The sequence below is a fragment of the Streptomyces spiralis genome, assembly GCF_014654675.1.
Taxonomy (GTDB): Bacteria; Actinomycetota; Actinomycetes; order Streptomycetales; family Streptomycetaceae; genus Streptomyces; species Streptomyces spiralis.
The window spans coordinates 1-19,130 of record NZ_BNBC01000083.1; the positions used below are offsets into that span (position 1 = coordinate 1).

General features: G+C 69.5%; 16 protein-coding genes and 1 pseudogene. 13 read left to right on the forward strand and 4 right to left on the reverse strand.

Annotation, left to right across the window (positions count from 1 at the left end):
- The first annotated feature begins 9 nt into the window (after positions 1-9).
- The 10 genes from IE318_RS42520 (at position 10) to IE318_RS42565 (ending at position 11,488) form a co-directional block, all read left to right on the forward strand.
- Positions 10-1,083, forward strand: coding sequence for an MCE family protein (locus IE318_RS42520; RefSeq protein WP_373311441.1), 1,074 nt, complete (start codon positions 10-12; stop codon positions 1,081-1,083).
- The gene (locus IE318_RS42525) at positions 1,080-2,189 is read left to right on the forward strand and encodes an MCE family protein (protein ID WP_189908208.1); all 1,110 of its coding nucleotides are present in this window, start codon (positions 1,080-1,082) and stop codon (positions 2,187-2,189) included. The genes IE318_RS42520 and IE318_RS42525 overlap by 4 nt, the downstream gene beginning before the upstream one ends.
- Complete coding sequence (locus tag IE318_RS42530) at positions 2,186-3,469, forward strand: MCE family protein (RefSeq protein WP_189908209.1); 1,284 nt, start codon at positions 2,186-2,188, stop codon at positions 3,467-3,469. Before IE318_RS42525 ends, IE318_RS42530 begins: the two co-directional genes overlap by 4 nt.
- The gene (locus IE318_RS42535) at positions 3,466-4,740 is read left to right on the forward strand and encodes an MCE family protein (RefSeq protein WP_189908210.1); all 1,275 of its coding nucleotides are present in this window, start codon (positions 3,466-3,468) and stop codon (positions 4,738-4,740) included. The genes IE318_RS42530 and IE318_RS42535 overlap by 4 nt, the downstream gene beginning before the upstream one ends.
- Positions 4,741-4,751: 11 nt before the next feature.
- Entirely contained in the window at positions 4,752-5,225 is a 474-nt protein-coding gene (locus IE318_RS42540; protein ID WP_229904150.1) for an Rv1363c family protein, read from the forward strand.
- Between the two features lie 34 nt (positions 5,226-5,259).
- Entirely contained in the window at positions 5,260-6,018 is a 759-nt protein-coding gene (locus tag IE318_RS42545; protein ID WP_229904151.1) for an Rv1363c family protein, read from the forward strand.
- Positions 6,019-6,224: 206 nt separating this feature from the next.
- Positions 6,225-8,045, forward strand: a complete 1,821-nt coding sequence (locus IE318_RS42550) for a sialidase family protein (RefSeq protein ID WP_189908213.1) — start codon at positions 6,225-6,227, stop codon at positions 8,043-8,045.
- Positions 8,042-8,545 (forward strand): hypothetical protein, encoded by a 504-nt coding sequence (locus IE318_RS42555; RefSeq protein ID WP_189908214.1) that lies wholly within the window; start codon positions 8,042-8,044, stop codon positions 8,543-8,545. Before IE318_RS42550 ends, IE318_RS42555 begins: the two co-directional genes overlap by 4 nt.
- A gap of 202 nt (positions 8,546-8,747) precedes the next feature.
- A complete protein-coding gene (locus IE318_RS42560) occupies positions 8,748-9,224 on the forward strand; it encodes an ATP-binding protein (protein WP_189908215.1) in 477 nt (158 codons plus the stop codon).
- 1,022 nt (positions 9,225-10,246) lie between these two features.
- Positions 10,247-11,488 carry a serine/threonine-protein kinase gene (locus IE318_RS42565; RefSeq protein ID WP_189908216.1) on the forward strand — a complete coding sequence of 414 codons (1,242 nt, stop codon included), beginning with the start codon at positions 10,247-10,249 and terminating at the stop codon, positions 11,486-11,488.
- Between the two features lie 399 nt (positions 11,489-11,887).
- Here IE318_RS42565 and IE318_RS45870 read toward each other — a convergent pair.
- Positions 11,888-12,240 (reverse strand): annotated as a pseudogene (locus IE318_RS45870) (ArsR/SmtB family transcription factor); the annotation flags it as partial.
- Between the two features lie 196 nt (positions 12,241-12,436).
- Here IE318_RS45870 and IE318_RS42570 point away from each other — a divergent pair.
- Complete coding sequence (locus tag IE318_RS42570) at positions 12,437-13,492, forward strand: glycosyltransferase family 2 protein (protein ID WP_189908217.1); 1,056 nt, start codon at positions 12,437-12,439, stop codon at positions 13,490-13,492.
- Positions 13,493-13,961: 469 nt separating this feature from the next.
- Here IE318_RS42570 and IE318_RS42575 read toward each other — a convergent pair whose 3' ends face one another.
- Entirely contained in the window at positions 13,962-14,723 is a 762-nt protein-coding gene (locus IE318_RS42575; RefSeq protein WP_189908218.1) for an oxidoreductase, read from the reverse strand.
- Between the two features lie 93 nt (positions 14,724-14,816).
- Here IE318_RS42575 and IE318_RS42580 point away from each other — a divergent pair, with 93 nt between their 5' ends.
- Positions 14,817-15,386 (forward strand): TetR/AcrR family transcriptional regulator, encoded by a 570-nt coding sequence (locus IE318_RS42580; protein WP_189908219.1) that lies wholly within the window; start codon positions 14,817-14,819, stop codon positions 15,384-15,386.
- A gap of 174 nt (positions 15,387-15,560) precedes the next feature.
- On the opposite strand, the gene IE318_RS42585 is transcribed toward IE318_RS42580, so the two are convergent.
- Positions 15,561-16,232 (reverse strand): alpha/beta fold hydrolase, encoded by a 672-nt coding sequence (locus tag IE318_RS42585; RefSeq protein WP_308438636.1) that lies wholly within the window; start codon positions 16,230-16,232, stop codon positions 15,561-15,563.
- Positions 16,233-16,634: 402 nt separating this feature from the next.
- Complete coding sequence (locus IE318_RS42590; RefSeq protein ID WP_189908221.1) at positions 16,635-17,099, reverse strand: winged helix-turn-helix transcriptional regulator; 465 nt, start codon at positions 17,097-17,099, stop codon at positions 16,635-16,637.
- Positions 17,100-17,209: 110 nt separating this feature from the next.
- Between IE318_RS42590 and IE318_RS42595 the strand changes: the two genes are divergently transcribed.
- On the forward strand, positions 17,210-18,472 hold the full coding sequence (locus tag IE318_RS42595; protein WP_189908222.1) for an MFS transporter: 1,263 nt from the start codon (positions 17,210-17,212) through the stop codon (positions 18,470-18,472).
- Positions 18,473-19,130 lie beyond the last annotated feature (658 nt).

The following is a 19,130-nucleotide window of genomic DNA, read 5'->3' on the forward strand; positions in this document are numbered from 1 at the left end:
CTCCCCAGGCTGCTGCCCAGGCGCAAACCTCGCCCCGAACCCCTGGTGAAGGTACGCGTCCTGCCGCCGAAGCTGCCCAGGATCCGGCTCAAGCGGCCGCGCCTGAAGCCCTTCCGCGAGCGCAACCCGGTCGTCGTCGGCGCCGTCGGCCTCACCGTCCTCGCGCTGCTCACCGTCGCCGCCTTCAACGCCGACAGCCTGCCGCTGATCGGCGGCGGCGACACCTACAGCGCGGCCTTCTCCGAGGCCGGCGGGCTCAAGCCGGGCGACGAGGTACGGATCGCCGGGGTCAAGGTCGGCAAGGTCGAGGGCGTCGACCTGGACGGCGACCACGTCAAGGTGACCTTCAAAGTGAAGGGCCACCCGGGGTTCGGTACCGACACGGGTGCGTCGATCCGCGTCAAGACGATCCTCGGCGCGAAGTACCTGGCCCTCTACCCGAAAGGGCCCGGCCAGTTGAAGCCGGGCAGCGAGATCCCGCTCCGGCGGACCGTGTCGGCGTACGACGTCGTCCAGGCCTTCAGCGACCTGACGACCACCACCGAGGAGGTCGACACGGACCGGCTCGCGAAGGCGCTGGACACGATCTCCGTCACCTTCCAGGACTCCCCCGCGGAGGTGCGGGCGTCGATCAAGGGGCTGACGCGGATCTCACGGGCCGTCGCCGCTCGTGACAAGGCGCTGCGCGGGCTCCTCGATCATGCGAACGGAGTCACCGAGGTGCTGGCCGGTCACACGAAGGACTTCTCCGCACTGGTGAAGGACGGTGACGCCCTGCTCAAGGAGATCGGCAAGCGGCGCACGGCGATCCACAAGCTGCTCAAGAGCTCCGCGCTGCTGGGCATCGAGCTGTCCGGCCTGGTCGACGACAACAGCAAGGAGATCGGGCCCGCACTGAAGAACCTCAACACCTTCGTGACGATGCTCGAACGCAACCAGGCGAGCCTGGACCGCAGCGTCGGGCTGCTCGCCCCCTACGTACGGCTCTTCACCAACACCCTCGGCAACGGCCGCTGGTTCGACTCCTACGTCCAGAACCTGGTCGCCGCCCCGGTCACGCCACGGACGGGAGGCACTCCATGACCCGCAGACTCCTGGCCCTGTTCACCGCGCTCGCGATCGTCGTCGGCCTCGCCGTCGTTCTCTGGCCCGGCCCCGGCCCCGTCCGCGTCACGGCGTACTTCCCGCGTACCGTCGGCATCTACCCCGGCTCCGACGTCCGCGTCCTCGGCGTCCGCATCGGCGAGGTCAGGAAGATCACGCCGGAGGGCGGCCGGGTACGGGTGGAGCTGGAATACGACCGGGGCCGCAAGGTCCCCGCCGACGCACAGGCCGCGATCATCAACTCGTCGGTGGTCAGCGACCGTTACGTGCAGCTGCTGCCGGTGTACCGCAAGGGCGCGGTGCTGCGGGACGGCGACGTCATCCCCGAGTCCCGTACGGCCGTCCCCGTCGAGCTGGACCGGATCTTCGACAGCCTGCACACCACCGCTGAGGCGCTGGGCCCGAACGGTGCCAACGAAAAGGGCTCACTGTCCCGGCTGCTCGGGGTGAGCGCGGACAACCTCCAGGGACAGGGCGAGAACCTCAACCAGACGGTGGAGGACCTGTCCCAGGCGGTCACCACGTTGTCCGACGGGCGCGGCGACCTGTTCGGGACCGTGCGGAACCTTCAGGTGTTCACGGCCGCGCTGGCGGCGGACGACACCAGTGTGCGGTCGTTCAACACCGACCTCGCCGACGTGGCCAGGCAGCTGGCCGGGGAGCGCAAAGATCTCGCGGCCGCGCTGAAGTACCTGGCCACCGCACTCGGCGACGTGGCCGGCTTCGTGAAGGGCAACAAGAAGGCGCTGACCTCGGACGTGAAGGGTCTGGCCAAGGTCACCGAGGTTCTCGTCACCCAACGGGACGCTCTGGAGGAGCTGCTGACCGTCGCCCCCACGGGTCTGTCGAACCTGCAGAACGCCTACAACCCCGCCGCCGGCACCCTCGACACCCGCAACAACGCGCAAGCCCCGCAGGATCCGTCATCCCTTCTCTGCTCGATCCTGAAGACGACCGGCGACGACCACGACAACTGTGCCGGGCTGAAGAAGCTCTTCGACTCCCTGCCCAAGGTTCCCTCGGCCCCGGCGCCGACGGGCACGGTCGACAAGACCCTCGGCGGAATTCTGGGGGTGTCGGCATGAGCGTGCAGCGCAAGGGGCGGGTGGCCGCCTGGACGGCGGTCGGCTCGCTGCTGCTGACCGGTTGCGAGTTCAACGGCTGGTACGACGTCCCGCTACCCGGCGGCGCCGCCTCGGACGGTCACGCCTACCACGTCACCGTCGAGTTCCGGGACGTCCTGGACCTGGTGCCGCAGTCGTCGGTCAAGGTCAACAACGTCACCGTCGGCACGGTCGAGAAGGTGGAACTGGACGGCTGGCACGCCCGCGTGCGGCTCAGGATCGCCGACTCGGTGAAGCTGCCCGGCAACGCGGTCGCCGATCTGAGGCAGACCAGCATGCTCGGCGAGAAGTACGTCGCCCTGTCCGCGCCGGTCGGCACGCACCCCGTCGGACGGCTCCGCGACGGCGATCGCATCCCCCTGTCCCGCAGCGGCCGCAACCCGGAGGTCGAGGAGGTGCTGTCGGCGCTGTCCGCGCTGCTCAACGGCGGCGGAGTCGCCCAGCTGAAGACGATCACCATCGAGTTGAACAAGGCCCTCGGCGGCCGCGAGGACCGGGTCAGGTCCCTGCTGAAGCAGCTCGACACATTCCTCGGCGGCCTCGACGACCAGCGGGCGGAGATCGTGCGCGCGTTGAAGGGCATCAACCGGCTCGCAACGCGACTGAAGAAGGAGAAGAAGACGATCGCCCTGGCCGTCGACACCATGCCGCCCGCCCTGAAGGCCCTCGCGGACCAGCGCAAGGACCTGACGAAGATGCTCACCGCCCTGTCCAGGCTCGGCAGGACCGGCACCAAGGTGGTGAATGCGTCCCACGACGACACTGTCGCCAACCTCAGGAAGCTCCAGCCCATCCTGCAGGAGCTGAACAAGGCGGGCGACGACCTGCCCGACTCCCTCGAAATCCTCACCACGTACCCGTTCCCGCGCAACGCCACGGATGCCGTCAAGGGCGACTACGTCAACCTGAAGATCACCGCCGACCTCGACCTGGCGGACCTCTACGGCAACGTCACCGGCAAGCCCGGCAAGGGCGGGAAGTCCCCGGCCCCCGGGACACCGCAGCTTCCCGGCGTCCCCACTCCCACCCCCCTCCCGTCCGTCCCGTCCCTGCCGGGCACCCCGTCCGTGCCCCCCGTGCCATCCGCGCCCTCCGTGCCCTCGACACCCTCCGACGGCAGCACCCTGCTGTGCCCGCCGGTGTGCACCGCTGCCTACGGCACCGACGGCGGCTCGCGCCGGCTCCCGCCGGGGGTCGATCCCGGCCTCGCCGAGCTGATGCTGAAGGGGATACTGCCGTGATCACTCGTACGGTCAGGGCCCAGCTGCTCGCCTTCGCGACCGTCACCGCCCTAGGGGTGTCCTACGTCGGCGCCCGGTACACGGGCCTGGTGGACGACGTCCTGCACCGCGGGTACACCGTGCGCGCCGACTTCGCCGAGTCCGGGGGCGTCTTCCCCGGCGCCGAGGTCACCTACCGGGGAGTGCCGGTGGGCCGCGTGGGCGACCTGCAGCTGACCGGCTCCGGGGTCTCGGTGGCGCTGAAGATCGAGGACGGCGCCCCGAGGATCCCGGCCGACACGCTCGCGGTGATCGCCAACCGTTCGGCGGTGGGCGAACAGTACGTCGACCTCCAGCCATCGCGGTCGGGCGGGCCCTACCTCATGGACGGCAGCCCGATCCCGCGCAGCCGCACCCGGACCCCGCTGCCGGTCACCGACCTGATCCTCAGCCTCGACCGGCTGGTCAACTCGGTCGGCAAGGACGATCTGCGGACCACCGTCGACGAACTGGGCAAGGCGTTCGCCGGCACCGGACCGAACCTGAGCCGGCTGGTGGACTCCGGCGACGCGCTGGTGGAGTCGGCATCCCAGTCGCTCCCCCAGACGGTCTCGCTGATCGAAGACTCGCGGAAGGTGCTCAGGACACAGGCCGACCAAGGCTCGGCCATCAGGTCGTTCTCGCGCGATCTCGCCGCGCTCACCGAGCAGTTGAAGTCGAGCGACGGCGATCTGCGCCGACTGATCGGCACCACCGTGCCCGCCGCGCAGGAGGTCGACTCCCTGCTGAAGTCCACGCGGCCGCACGTGCCGGTACTGCTGGCCAACCTCATCAGCGGCGGCCAGATCACCGTGGCCCGGCTGCCCGGCGTCGAACAGGCCCTGGTCACGCTCCCGCTCAATGTCGCGGGCAGCTACACGGTCATCCCCGGCGACGGCACCACCCACTTCGGGCTGACCGTGAACGCCGACGACCCTCCCGCGTGCACCCAGGGCTACGGCACCCAGCGGCGCGACCCCGCCGACACCGGCACGCGCCCGGCGAACACCGCCGCGCGCTGCACGGCACCGCGCGGCAGCAAGACCTCGGTGCGCGGAGCGCAGAACGCGCCCGGCGCGACGACCGGTCGGTACGGCGCCGACCAGGCCGCGTTCGTGGCCCCGTACGACCCGGAGACCGGCACAGTGACCGGCCCGGACGGAACGCCCGTCGAGATCGGCTCGACGGGCGGGGAACAGGCTGTGTTCGGAAAGGAGTCGTGGCAATGGCTGCTCGTGGGACCGATGGCGTGAGAGGCCGACGCATGAGGCTGCTGTCGGCGGGCCTCGTCGCCGCGACCGTGCTGACGACCGTGCCGTGTGTCTGGCTGGGCTGGAAGCTGTCCGACCAGCGCGCGGCGGAACAGCGCCGTCAGGACGTCCTGGCGGCGGCCCGTCAGTCGGCGCTGAGCTTCACCTCGCTCGACTACCGGCACTACGACCGGGACAGCGGCAATGTGCTGAAGGGTGCCACCGGCGAGTTCAAGAAGGAGTTCGCCGCGCAGACCGCACAACTGACGAAGCTGGTCGCGCAGAACAAGTCGGTGTCCGAGGGGCAGGTCCTGGAAGCGGGCATCGTGCGGTCCGATGCGCACTCGGCCCGGGTTCTGGTCGTGGCCGACAGCAAGGTGACCAACACCGCCGTGCCCGAGGGCCAGGCGCGCACCTACCGGCTCCAGCTCGACCTCGAGCGCGTGGCCGGCCACTGGCTGACCTCCGACGTCACATTCGTGGGCTGACCCGCCCGTAAGGCCATCGATGAGGAGAGACACCGTGGCGAACCCCACCTCCCGCACCCGCGGCACCAGCTCACCGGCCCGCCGCACCATGACCGCCGCCGCCCGCGCGGCGGCCAAGCGCGCCGGGCGGCCCCCGCGCCCCGAGCCTGGTGCCCGCCAGGAAGAGCACACTCCCTCCGGGCGCACCCTGCTCGTCGAGCCCCCGGCGAACGGCTGGGAGGATCCACCCGAGCCCGAGTGCCCCGAGTCGTTCGAGGCGGAGCCGGAGGACGGCGCGCCCCAGCGCAAGGCGGGGCGGATCGTGCTCCCCGCGGTGCTGGGCGTCGTCCTCGTGGCGGCCCTGGTCGCGGCCGCCATGCTCGGGTGGCAGTACCGGCAGGGGCGGCAGGCGGAGCAGGCCCGCGACGAGGCCGTCGCGGCCGCGCGGAAGGCGGCTCCGGTCGTGCTGTCGTACGACTACCGGCACCTGGACCGGGACTTCTCCCGGGCCCGCGCCCTGCTGACCGGGCACTTCCGCGACCAGTACGGCAAGACCACGAAGGCGGTGGTCGCGCCGACCGCGACCAAGTACCACGGCGTGGTGAAGGCGACCGTGGCCACACCCGCCGACGGCGGCGCCCCGGCGGTCTCCGTCGTGTCGGCCACACCGGACCGGGTCGTCGTTCTGCTCTTCGTCAACCAGGCCACCCAGAGCACCCAGGTCCCGGAGCCCCGGTTGGACCTGAACCGGGTGCGTATGACGCTCACCCGCACCTCCGACGGCTGGAAGGTGAGCGGCGTCGACGCCCTTTGACCAGGACTCCGTAAGTGCCCTCGCGCAGCCGCGCGGGGGCACTTTTCCGTCCTGCTGCCCCCCTCAGCACCCGTCCGGCCCGTTTCGAAAAGAGTTCGGTTTCCCGCGACGGACGCCTCCTGCCTCCCCGTAGAGCAGACGAAGGCATCACCCGTACGGCCACACCCCACCACCCTTCGTCCGACTCGCGAACCCACGAGGTACCTGTGGCTCTCCTCTCCGCACTCCGTCTTCACCACCACCCGCGGTCGCGGGGGCGTCTCGCCGTCGGGTTGCTGGCGCTCGTCGCCGGAACCCTGCCCAGTGCGACTGCCGACGCCGCCACCCCGCCCTCCGGATCGGTCAGCGACACCGCGCCCACGACCACGTGGAGCGCCGGTCCCTTCGCCGTCCCGAACGTCTCCGGCACTGCCGGGACGGTGAGCTGCGGGAATGCGCAACCCTGCGACGACTACGCCCTGAAGGTGTCGGTGCCCGCGGGCTACGACGCCGGTCACAGCCTGCGCATCGACGTCAGATGGCCGGACTCCGCCGCCGACTTCGACCTCTACGTCCTCGATGCGGCCGGCCGAGAGGTGGCCGCCTCGGCCTCTTCCAGCGACCCCGAGACCGTGCTGCTTCCGGCGGTGTCGGCGTCGTACACCGTACGCGTGGTGCCGTACGCGCCGCTCGGCGACAGCTTCACCGGCACCGCGAGCCTGGTCACCGCTCCGGCCGATCCGCCGCCGAGCACGGCCACACCACCGACGTACGCGAGCTCCTGGGCGCCCGACGGCATCGCGGATGCCCACAACGCCGGTGAACCCTCGATCGGCGTCGACCGTGCGAGTGGCGCCGCGATGTTCCAGGCGTACACGTCGACGCTCAAGGTCACCTACGACAGTGCGGGCGTCGCCACATGGCAGGACAAGAGTGCGAGCGCGGCCAACGGCTGCCCCCAGGGCAGCACCACCAGCCTCGACCCGATCCTGTTCACCGACCCGGTCACCCACCGCACCTTCGAGTCGCAGCTCGCCGGCAAGACCGCCCTGACCTGCTACACCGACGACGACGGTGAAACGTGGACGCCGACGGGCGGCTCGGGCATCAACTCCGGTGTGGACCACCAGACCATCGGTGGCGGCCCCTTCGCCACGGGCGGTCCAGGCGCCGTCACGTCGTACCCGAACGCCGTCTACTACTGCTCCCAGGACATCGCCGACGCCTCCTGCGCGGTCAGCCGGGACGGCGGCCTGACGTACGGGCCTGCCGTTCCGATGTACTCGCTGCTGGACTGCGGCGGCCTGCACGGGCATGTGAAGGTGGCTCCGGACGGCACGGTGTACGTGCCCAACAAGGGCTGTGGTGGCCATCAGGCCGTGGCCGTCTCCGAGGACAACGGGCTGACGTGGACCGTCCGCAAGAACCCGTCCAGCACCCCCGGTGACTCGGACCCGAGCGTGGGGATCGGGGCCGGCGGCACCGTCTACATGGGCTACCAGAACAGCGACGGCACGCCGCGTATCGCTGTCAGCCACGACAAGGGCAAGACCTGGCTGTACGACCAGAACGTCGGCGCGGCCCTCGGCATCAAGAACATCGTCTTCCCGGCCGTGACCGCGGGCGACGACAACCGCGCCGCCTTCGTCTTCCTCGGCACCACCACCGGCGGCGACTATCAGGACGCGGCCAACTTCACGGGGGTCTGGCACCTGTACGTGGCCACCACCTACGACGGCGGCCAGTCCTGGGTCACCGTCGACGCCACCCCGACCGATCCGGTTCAGAAGGGGTCGATCTGCACGGGCGGCACCACGTGCGGCAACGACCGCAACCTCCTGGACTTCATCGACGTCACCAGCGACGCCCAGGGCCGCGTGCTCGCCGCCTACGCCGACGGCTGCACCGGCACCTGCGCGACCGGAGGCGCCCAGAACTACGACGCCCTGGCCTCCATCGCCCGCCAGACCTCCGGCAACACGCTGTACGGCGCGTACGACGCCGTGGTCCGCGGCAGGCACAACAAGCCCGAAGGAGCCACTGGATGAAGCCCTCGCCATCGGCTGCCGTACTGGCAGGAGCCCTCCTCGGCCTGGCGGCGGTCACGGGATGCTCGGCGGCGAACAAGCACCCCGAGCCCCCGGGGGCGACGCCGCACGCGGCGAAGCAGGCAACCGATCCGCCGGCCAGGAATGCAGCCGGGGCCGCGCCCGGCGGCTGCCCCACTGCCGCCTCACTGCCGCTCCCCAAGGACTTCCCGGAGAACCTGCCGGTGCCCGACGGCGCGGTCGTGACCTCGGTGGAGCACCGCACCGGCGGTCGGCTCGTCGTCGCCACCGTCGTACGGGACGGATTCGACACCACCCTTGCGTTCCTGCACAAGCGGCTCCCCAAGGCCGGCTACATCCCTGAGGAGGGTGAAGTCGAGGAGGACGACGCCGAGTCGAACTTCTCCTCCACGAGCTTCCGGGGCCGCTGGACCCTGCGGAAGATGCCTGACTGCGAGGGAGGGGTGTACCTGACGTACCTGACGTCTGCCGTCTCCTGAACCCGGCCCGGCCACCCTCTTGGGCGGACCATGCCGGCCGCGCGCCGTCTCATCCGCCGTCTGCGGGGCACGGGCCCCAGGACTGCCGAGCACCGTGGCCTGCGGTGGGCGGCCACTGGATGGACCCTCGCTGCATTGCACGACGTTTTGGGGGTACACGCGGCCGGTGGTGCATGGCTGTGTGGGGAGCAGGGCAGACCGTATGGATCAAGCTGCGGAGGATGGCGATGCGATGTCGCCGGCCGGTGGGTTTGTTTCTGTGTCCGCAGCCTTCGAGGACAGCGGTGGGATCGCCGAGGCCCGGGACCTCGCACGCTCCTTCCTGACCGAAGCGCAGGCTGTTCACGGCCTGCCAGTGTCGGAGCGTGCGGTGGGCATGGTGCAACTTGTGGTCAGCGAGCTGGTGACCAACGCCCGCAAATACGCGCCCGGACCATGCCTGCTGACACTGGAGATCGAAGACGCAGCCGTGCAGATCAGCGTGTGGGACAGCAGCACCACGTTGCCGGCAGTCTTGGCGCCCGACCCGTGCCGGGTGGGGCAGCACGGTCTGGAGATCGTGATGGCCGTCTGCACCAGTTTCGCCGCGTACCGCGAGCCGGTGGGCAAGCGGATCACCGCAGCCATCGTGCTGGCCGATGATCCGGGCGGCGCCGTGGTCGGCCGCTCGGCGCCGTGACGCCGACCGTACAGCGGTGGCGGGGCGCCGGGCATGCCCGTCTCTGCACAACGCCCAGTGGCCCCACCGCCGCTTCGGCCCCGTCGACCGCCGGTCGACGGATTGCTGTCGCCGATCGAGAAAGGACCGGGAAGGGGGACGCGCCGGCAGCAGCCGCACGGTGAGTCCTTCGTCGTCTGCGACTCGCGACCCTGACAAGTGCCGTGCACCGAAAGGGCGTCGACCGAACAAGGCAACGAGTGCCCCCGCTTCCGCTACCGAATCCCCTCCGGTACCGATGGCGCATGCGTGGACATTGTGGTCATGCCGTGAGGGTTGCAAGTGACAACCTCCGCAATAACGTGGAGTTCGCAACCGTCTGCCGCCACCCGTGACACTCCCGACGCACTGGCCGCAGAAGAGAGTGACCCCGGGCGGGGTCAGGCGCCTGCTCTCCGGGGGGAGGTACGCGGGCGCCATCGTGCAGGGGCAGGCCCGTCTCCCCCCGTGACAGGTCTGCCCCTGCACGCAAGAGCCCTGGGCGCGCTTCGCCCTCACTGCCGGACTGCACGACTTCTGTGGGGCTCCGCCATACCAGCGCATCATCCTGCCCTGGGGGCAGGCGTTCCGGCATCCGGATGTGCCGCTGAACCAACGCCCGCTACTCATACCGCCCCCTCAACAGCACGGGCCTGACCACGGCAGCTGGGCAGGTCCCTTCGGGACCGGGAACTCGGCGACGCGCGTCGTGAGGGGGTCGTTGCGAGGAAAGAGGGGCAACCGGGCCCGCGAAGGTGTGACGTCTCGATGCTGCGGTGCGCTGTATCGGATGGGGCCCAGGGCCCCGTGAAGTCCGCTCCCCCCGGGCTGTCGCGCACACCGGGGCAGACAGGCAGGTGCACCCCCTGTGCCGCCTGTCTGCCGCACGTGTGCTCCGCGAGACGGGGCGTCGAGTCGGGCCAGAGGGCCTCCGGTAACTTGGGCACCGGCCATACAAATGACTACAAACCATGAAAATCAGCCCCTAAGAGGGTGCGAACGTCATGGTGATCGGGGTAGGTGTGCAGGGGCTGCTGTCGGATCGCTATCAATTGCAGGAGCTGCTGGGGCGCGGCGCGATGGGCGAGGTGTGGCGGGCCGCCGACCAGGTCCTCGACCGCCTCGTCGCGGTCAAACTGCTGCGCGCCGAAGAGGCGGCGGACGCCGAGCGCTTTCGCCTGGAGGCGCAGACCGCGGCCAGCCTCAACCACCCCAACGTGGTGGGCATGTACGACTTCGGCTCCCACCAGGATCAGCTCTACCTGGTCATGGAGTTCGTCGACGGCTGGAGCCTGGCCCAGGAACGATCGCTGCGCGGCCGCCTGGACCCGCAGGAGGCGGCGGCCATCGCGGCCCAGATGGCAGCCGGTCTCGGCGCTGCACACCAGCACAAGGTGATCCACCGCGACGTCAAGCCCGCCAACGTGATGCTGACAGCCGAACGCACGGTGAAGATCGCCGACTTCGGGATCGCCCGCTTCGCCGACGCCGCCGCCGGCACGTTGACGGCCACCGGCAAGATCCTCGGCACGGCCGACTATCTCGCTCCCGAACGCGCCCTGGGACGCCCCGCACAACCCGCCTCCGACGTCTACTCCCTCGGCTGCGTGCTGTACCAACTACTCACCGGCCGTGCCCCGTTCAGTGGCTCCACCTCGCTGGCCGTACTGCAGCAGCACGTCAGCACCGCTCCAGCGCCGCCCGTCCTTCTGCGCCCGGAGATACCTCAGCGACTCTCCGAATACGTGCTGAGCCTGCTCGCCAAGGACCCCGCCCACCGACCCACAGCCGAGCAGGCAGCCGACTGGCTCGCCTCCCACCAGCCCACGCCGCCTGCGGCCGTGCCCGAGCTCACCTCCCCCATGCCCGCCCCACTCCCCCCTGCGGCCCCGGCCCCGGAGAGCAGTCAGGCCCGCACCGCGGCCCACACGCGTCCGCGCCGCCAGGCCAAGCTGGCGTCCAGAGCCGTTCTCGGCGGCACCGCTCTGGTCCTGTTCACCGCCGCCGTAGCCCTTGGAGCATCCCTCACATCGGGGGAGAACACCCCTTCGTCGCCCTCTTCTCCCGCTCCGGTAACGGTCACCTCCACATCCCCCGACCCCACCCCTGCCTCGACCCCGCCCTCGTATTCGGCCACTGCATCCGCCACGGCGCCAGCCGGGAACGGACACGACGACCACAAGGACCAACCACACAAGGCCAAGCACGGCGCCGGGAAGGGCAACGGGCGGAACTCGGACGATTGAGCCGTCCGCCGTTGGCCCCGGCCCATCGCAGCGTCCGGGGCCCGCACGTTGGGCCGCTACGGCGTCAGCGTCTGCCCGAGGTGAGCTCCGGTGGGCGTGCCGAGGGCGGCGTCGTGCAGCGCAATGGTGTCGGCGAGGCCGAAGCCGGTGATGCGCTGACACTCCTGACCTGCGGCGCGCTGGTGGAAGTGACCCCAGGCGGGGTCGTGGCGCCCATCCTCCGGGGGGAGGGTTCGCAGGCGCCGACGTGCTGGGGCAGGTTCGGTTCCCCCCGTGCCGGGCCCGCCCCCGCTCTCCCGGTTCGGAGAGCCGTGTGGAGTTGGCGCCCCAGGGTGTGACGGACCGGCCCTCCGGTGCGCTGTAGGAGTGAGCCCAGGGACTCAAGGGCCTCGTGGCACCGGCCTGGTCGAGGAGTTGGGCGACGTGGTCGTCGCAGAGGCGGTAGACGATGCGGCGGCCGTCGCGGTGGCCGGTGACACGGCCCAAGGTGCGCAGGAGGCGCAGTTGGTAGGAGACGGCGGACTGTTCCATGCGACGGCGAAGGCGAGTTCGCCGATAGGGTACGGGCGCTGCCGCAGGGTGGTGAGGATCGGCAGACGGGATTGTGTGGTGAGCGCCTGGAGCGTCGCGTTGACGGAGCGGCGGTGGTCAGAGCGCGCAGGAACTGCGGTCGAGGTGGAAGCAGCGGGCGTCGGGCCGGCGGGGACGGCCCTGGTCTTGTCGAGGTGCCCGTACCCCGTCGACCGAGGCACTCCATTTCCGGTCGACCAACCCCAAAGTCATCCCACCGACTCGACCAACGCGACAATGCTCTCGAACCGATCACAGGCGTAAACGCCGTGGCGATCAGCCGATAGGGGAATGCTCAGGACGTGATGCGCGAAGGCGGTGGGAGCATGTGCAGAACTTTATGTGTTGCTGCGAGTTGGGCGCCCGATGGGGCTTGTCATGCCGCGGGCTGCCACCTATGTTTCGATCATCATGCTTGCATCCCCGATAATCAGCATCATAGTCGCCGCTCACGACCTTCAGGGACACCTTGAAAACTGCCTGAATTCGATCCTGAACCAGTCCTTCCGGGATGTGGAGGTCATCGCGGTCCTGGACCAGTCCGCTGAGTGCCCTGCGGACTTGGTGGATGACTATGCCCGGCGCGACGGGCGGGTCTCGGCCGTGCACCTGAAGGGCGTCGTCGGCATCAGCCGGATACGCAACGCAGGGGCCGAGCACGCAACCGGTGATTACCTGCTGTTCCTGGACAGCGATCACATCATCGGGGGTTCAACGCTTCAGGCCATTGCCGACCGGCTACAAGATGCAAAAGAGCCGGACATTCTTCTCTTCGGGCACACTCGCCTGCATCGCCGCCGCTCCTGGCCCGGTGCCGCCGCCGAACTGCTTGCCCGGCAGGGACGTGAGCCCTTCACCCCGCTCGACCAGCCCGAGTTGTTCGGTGCTCCCGCCTACTCCTGGGACCGTCTGTTCCGCCGCGACTTGTGGACCCGGCAGGAACTCTCATTCCCCGACGCCTTCTACGAGGAGGTCGCGGTCGTCCACCGCGCCATGCTCGCCGCTGACCGGATCGGCGTCCTGAAATGGAACTGCGTCCAGATCCGCCGTCGGCACACTCAACACCCGGCAGGCGCGCCGGGCGGCACTCATTTCGACGTCTTCGCCCGCTACGAAGAGAGCTTCGGCCTGCTCGAGGAGCGTAGCGCCCTGGACGCTGTGGCTCCCTTCCTCTTCACTCGTATGATTCGCCACTACCTCTTCCTTCTCAATCTCGAGGGTTGTCTCTCACGCACCGAGCGCCCGGAGTTTTTCGACCGCGCCAGCGAGCACTACCGCCGGTTCCTCCCCGACGGCTATAAGCGCCCTGAGGGCCGCGAGGGTGTCAAGTTCCAACTCGTCGCGAGCGGCAAATACAGCGCTTTTGAGGCCGCCAGGCTCCCTCAGCTCGCGCGCAGCTTCGTCTCCCAAGGCGCTACCGTTCGCGGACGGTAGCCCAGGCTGGGCGGCACCCATGCGGTAGCGCGGTAGCCGGTTCCCTGCTCTGACGATCAGTGGGCGTCGTCGACGTCAGCCGGCGATCCCCACCGCGGCGATCGCGGCGGCCCAGGCATCCGTGACCAGCGTACGGTCAGACAGCCGAAGGTACGCCGGCGTCAGGCAGGGCGCCGGCCACGGCCTCGCGGAAGGCCCAGGGAAGCCGGCCGTTCGCCGATGTTCAGATGCAGCGCCACGGCGGTGCCGCCGAACTGCTCGATGTTGCGGACGGTGTCCTTTGCGCGGGTTTCCGGGCGGTGATTCCGGCGCCTGCCGCGTGGCCACCGACGGCGACGCGGCAGCCGAGGGGGGTCACGTCCTCCTCGGCACCGCCACGGCAGCAGCTCTCACCATGAGGGCTACGAACAGCTCGGCCCGGCCCTGCCCGCCAAGTGGACCACCGACAGGTCAGAGGGTCAGCCGGGGCTCACGCCGCCTTGATCGTTCCACCGTCGACCACGAGGTCCGTACCGGTGATCCACTTGGCTTCCGGTCCCAGCAGGAACGCGACGGCTGCGGCAATCTCTTCCGCCTCACCCATCCGTCCGAGCGCGATGCCCATGCTCGTCGGTACACCCTCGGTGAGCACCTGCTCGCGCGTGGCGCCGGATGCGGCGGCCATGCCGTCGGCGAGCCTGCCCTCGTCGGTCCAGCCCGGCGTGCGAACCGGTCCGGGCGACACGGTGTTGACCCGGACCCCCTGGGGCGCGAACTCCTCCGACAGCGTGGTGGTGAAGTTGGTGAGCGCGGCCTTGTGCGCGGAGTAGTCGACAACCATGGGGAATGGCAGCCGCGCGTTGATCGAGGAGACGTTGACGATCGCGCCACCGTGCTCCAGCAGCGCCGGGAGCAGCGCACGCGTCAGTCGCACTGCCGACAGCACGTTGGCGGCGAAGCCCTGTTCCCACTGGGCGTCGGTCACGTCGAGGAACGAGGTTCGGGCGTCGAACTGCCCGACGTTGTTGACCAGCGCATCCACCCGCCCGCGCTCGAGCGCGGCGGCGGCGAGCGTCTGTGCCCCCTCGGCCGTGGCGAGATCGGCCCGCACCACGGTCAGGTCGTCACTCTGCTCCGGCACAGCCGAACGCGAACCTGTCACCACGGCATAGCCCTCCTTTCGCAGGCGCTCCACGACCGCCGCACCGATGCCCTTGCTGCCGCCGCTGACGACAGCCACCTTGTCACTCATCACAGCCTCCTCATATGGGATCATTCGCTCCCGTATCGAGGGCTCACACTAATACGGGAATGCTCGCTCCACAACCTGCGCTAAGCTGGAGTCGTGCCACGACCCCGGGAGTTCGACGAGCAGGAAGCTGTTGCGCGCGCTGCGAAGGTGTTCCACCGACGCGGCTACCACGCCACCTCCACGCGCGACCTGGGTGAGGCGCTTGCGCTCAACCCGAGCAGCATCTACCGCACATTCAGTGACAAGCACGGGTTGTTTCTGCGCGCGTTGGACCATTACCTTGCCGGGGAGTCCGTGCGCTGCACCGCGGCGCTGGAGGCCGACCGACCTGTTCGCGAGGCGTTGCGCGACTGGCTCTACTCCATGGTCGAGCCAACCGACCTGCCTGGCTGCTTCGTCATCCACACCGCAACCGAGCTGGGCACCTCGGACCCGGAAACACGTCGGCGCGTGGATGAAGCCTTCGAGGGCACCACGGCTGCGATCGCCGCGCTGCTGCGCCGTGGCGTGGCAGCCGGCGAACTGCCCGCCGACCTTGACGCAGACGTCACCGCCGATCTGCTGTTCACCACCCTCACCGGACTGCGGGTACGCCACCGCGCCGGCCACGACACACAGCGGCTGCGCACCGCAGTCGATCAAGTGCTGCGCGTCCTGGACTGAACGTAAGCGAAGCGCTTCCTTACCGAGGTGGGGGCGCCGGCCGCATGCCGCCGGCAGCTCACCTCAGTGTCTGTTCCTGAGCCGGTCATGACAGTGCAGTGACTGCAACTCCTGGTCGTTTGGCCGCCTACAGCGATGATGGCCCTGCCCTGTCCATGGCGACGAGGCCGCCGGTCAGCTCGTGGACGTCCGCCCGAGCAAGGAGCGGAGGATCCTGTGCGCGCGGGTCCACAGCAGAGCGGTTCCCGCGTCCGCGAGGAGATGGCGTCGCGCGGCGGGTATGCGAGCGGCGAGGGACGCGCCGAGATCGGGTGAGTGGAAGGGGTTGGTGTCCTGTTCGCTGTACCACAGATCGACCGGGACCGTGATCTTCGAGGGTTCGAAGGGCCACGGGCTGAAGGCCACCACCGTCTCCCGTGCGTACCCTGCCGGACCCTGGGAGAACCCTTCGGTCAGCGCCCGTCGGTACGCGGCGTCGAAGGCGGGGTCGGCGTAGATGCGGCGGTCGGCGCTGTTCCCCGTTGCGGTGACCACTTCCCACAGCGTCTCCGCATCGGTCTGGTGGGCGAGGAGCTTCTCTGCAAGTGCGGGATCGTCTGCCACGCGCCGTACGAGCATGGAGACTTCAGGTTCCAGCACGCCCTCGAACATCGGATGGGCGAGTTCGTCCGTCCCGGAGACCACGGAGGCGCCGACCACGGCGCCGGCCGCAGCACAGGCCAGCGCAAACGGTGCGCCTATCGAGTAGCCGATGGCCGCCATGTCCGCCAACTCGCGGCTTTCGGCGAATGCGCGGACATCCCGGGTCCAGTCCTCCAGAGTCCATCCGGCGGCGGCATCGGACACACCGAGTCCCGGCCTGTCGACGGTGATCAGACGGACTCCCGGACGCCCGACCGCACTTGAGTCCAGTCCGAGCCATCTGCTCGTGGCGGACCCGGCGCACAACAGGACGGGCCTGCCCGACTCCGGCCCCCATTCGGCCCACCCCATGCTGCGCCCGTCCGGCAGTCTCGTACGCCCCAGCCGCTCGGGCGGCGTCAAACAGGGGGCCCTGTTCTCCTTACTCCTGCCAGGGGTACCGCCGGCCACGCGATCACGGCTTGCGGCCTTGTGACTCCGGCCGCCGTCGCCTCCGATCGCGCCCGCCCCGGCCACCGGCCACGACGAGCGGCGGACCGGGCGGATGAACGTACGCCGGCCGATCGGCTCCGGGGGGTACCCACCCGACAAGTGCGCCCCCACGGTTCACCCGAGCCGGGCATCGGCGGTTCGCCGCGCCGTCAGCTTCCCCGGCGGCACCCGGTCGCCGTCCTCGGTGACGAAGGCCAACTGCACCGCCTTCCCCGAGTCCTCCAGCGTGAACCGCGGCGAGGTGCTGTCCGGACGCGGACGATACCTCCGCCCCCAGGCCGCCAGCGCCCCCATGACCACGGTCAGGCTGCGCCCGGCCTCGGTGAGGACGTACTCGTCGCGGGACCGCTCCCCCGGTTCCCGGTAGGTGCGCCGTTCCATCAGGCCTTCCTCGACCAGCAGCGCCAACCGCTTGGCAAGGATGTTCGGCGCGATCCCCAGCGCCTCCCGGAACTCCTGGAACCGAGACGAGTGGGCCACCACGGCCTCACGGATGATCAGCAGGGTCCAGGTGTCGCCGAGCACCTCAAGGCTCCGGGCGATGGAGCAGGTCGAGTCCTTGCCGAGCGTCTTGGTCATGCCTCCAGCATAGCGTTGAGTTGCAGGACGCTACTCAGCCCAGCTAAGTTGCTTTTCGATATCCAGATGGGTCGGCGATCCCGAACCCCTGTCACTCACTGGAGGCCCCAGTGCCGCTTCTCGGAACACGCGCCAGCTTCTGGACCGCCGGCGCCGTGGTGGCACTCGCGCTGTGGACCAGCGCCTGCCCCACCATGACCTACCCGCTCTACCAGGCCGAATGGGGAGTCTCGACCACAACCGTCGCGTGGATCTTCGCCGCGTATCCGATCACCCTGATCCCGGTTCTGATCGTTTTCGGTGACCTCTCCGACCACATCGGAAGACGTGCCTCCATCCTGATCGGGCTCGCCGCCGAGTTGATCGGTGCGCTGCTCTTCGCCATCGCCGGTGACGTCCTGTGGCTCCTGGTCGGCCGCGCTTTCATGGGAATCGGTGTCGGGCTGTCCATCAGCCCCGCCAACGTGGCCATGGTCGAATTCAGCGCACCGGGTCAGGAGAAGCGTGCCGGCGCCATCAGCACGGCCATTTCAGCCCTGGGCATCGGCCTGGCGATGGTGCTGGGCGGCGCCCTGACCCAATACGCGCCCTTCCCCCTCCACCTCGACTTCTTCGTCCTGGCCGCCGCGATCGCGGCGGCGGCCTACCTGGTCCTGTGCATGCCCCGCCACACCCCGGACGAGACCCGGGAGCCGTGGCGGATCCGGACGATCGTCATTCCCCGTGGCAGCCGCGTCGTCTTCGTGGCCGGCTCGATCGCCTTCGCCTCGTCGTTCCTGCTCGGAGCGATCGTGTTGCCGCTCGGCGCCAAGATCGCCCAACAGCTCGCCGGATCGACCAACGCCCTGGTCACAGGCGCCCTGCTGTCGGTCTTCGCCGCGTGCATCACCCTGTTCGCGCTCGTGGCCCGGCGTATCCATGTCTGGCTCCTTGTCGTCCTCGGGGCAGTCGGCTCGCTCGCGGCAGTGTGGCTGTTCGTCGTCACGGGCCTGGTGCATTCGCTGGCCCTCTTCTTCATCGCGTCGGCGGTGGCCGGTGCCGCCTATGCCTTCGACTTCGCCGGCGGGCTGACGGTCTTCAGCCGATACGCCGCCCCGCACCACCGGGCCAGCATGGTGTCCGGCGGATACCTCATCGGCTACATCGCGCAGGGCGTCGGGGCGCCCGCCCTCGGCGCCGTCGTGACCGCGCACGGGCTGATGCCCGGGTTGCTGACCGGGGCCACCGCTTTCGGCGCCTTCTTCGTCGTCGTCCTCATCGGGGGCCTGACCGTTCTCGCCCCGCTCCACCGACGCGACCGCCACGCCGCCCCCCGAACCACGGCAGCGACCCAGGAAGCCGCATCCGCCTCGGAGGCAGAGGTCGGATCGTGACGACACCCGGATCGGTCGACCTGCTGCCGAGTGCCGACGCAGCCCGGTACGTGGACGGCGCACCTCAACCCACTCTCCCGTGACTGGCTCCCACCCGAGCTGGTCGGACTGATCCCGCCGGGAGAGGTCCGACCGCTCATCAGAGGGGCCGGAACCTTGGGCGACAGCTTGACCCTCGCCATTCTGACGACCGCCAGCGTGATCACGGTGACGCTGTTCGTCATCAAGGGCACCCTCGATCAGCTACCTGGAGTCCTGAACTCCTGGCGCCGGGCTGTCCGTCGATGCGCCGGAAGACCGCGCACCCTCAAGGTGAGGAGGAGCCTCCAAGCCACGACGACTGAGACACAGCAGGGCGAGAGCGACGCGAACCCTGTTGGACAACCGGCCGGGGACTCCCTTGGTGCGGCAGATGAGACCTGGCCTGATGCTCAAGGCTGATCACGACTGGACCGTTGGCCTGCTGGACCAAGTGGACCGGCCGGCACCCAACCTGCAAAGATCACCGCCCACACCGGAGCTGCAGAAGGAGTGCCTCACGGGCGCCTAACGGGGTGTCAGCAAAGTCAGTACTAAAGGGCGTTGCAGAAGGCTCGGTGGCGGGCATTTTGCCTGCATGGGTGGGGTGTTGCGGGCCGAGCCGGTGTGGGTGGAGACG

Excerpts from the sequence above, each read along its gene's own strand:
- IE318_RS42530 (WP_189908209.1), top strand. The coding sequence starts at position 2,186 with ATGAGCGTGCAGCGCAAGGGGCGGGTGGCCGCCTGGACGGCGGTCGGC.
- IE318_RS42565 (WP_189908216.1), top strand. The coding sequence starts at position 10,247 with ATGGTGATCGGGGTAGGTGTGCAGGGGCTGCTGTCGGATCGCTATCAA.
- IE318_RS42555 (WP_189908214.1), top strand. The coding sequence starts at position 8,042 with ATGAAGCCCTCGCCATCGGCTGCCGTACTGGCAGGAGCCCTCCTCGGC.
- IE318_RS42590 (WP_189908221.1), bottom strand. The coding sequence starts at position 17,099 with ATGACCAAGACGCTCGGCAAGGACTCGACCTGCTCCATCGCCCGGAGC.
- IE318_RS42570 (WP_189908217.1), top strand. The coding sequence starts at position 12,437 with ATGCCGCGGGCTGCCACCTATGTTTCGATCATCATGCTTGCATCCCCG.
- IE318_RS42525 (WP_189908208.1), top strand. The coding sequence starts at position 1,080 with ATGACCCGCAGACTCCTGGCCCTGTTCACCGCGCTCGCGATCGTCGTC.
- IE318_RS42540 (WP_229904150.1), top strand. The coding sequence starts at position 4,752 with ATGAGGCTGCTGTCGGCGGGCCTCGTCGCCGCGACCGTGCTGACGACC.
- IE318_RS42575 (WP_189908218.1), bottom strand. The coding sequence starts at position 14,723 with ATGAGTGACAAGGTGGCTGTCGTCAGCGGCGGCAGCAAGGGCATCGGT.
- IE318_RS42560 (WP_189908215.1), top strand. The coding sequence starts at position 8,748 with ATGGATCAAGCTGCGGAGGATGGCGATGCGATGTCGCCGGCCGGTGGG.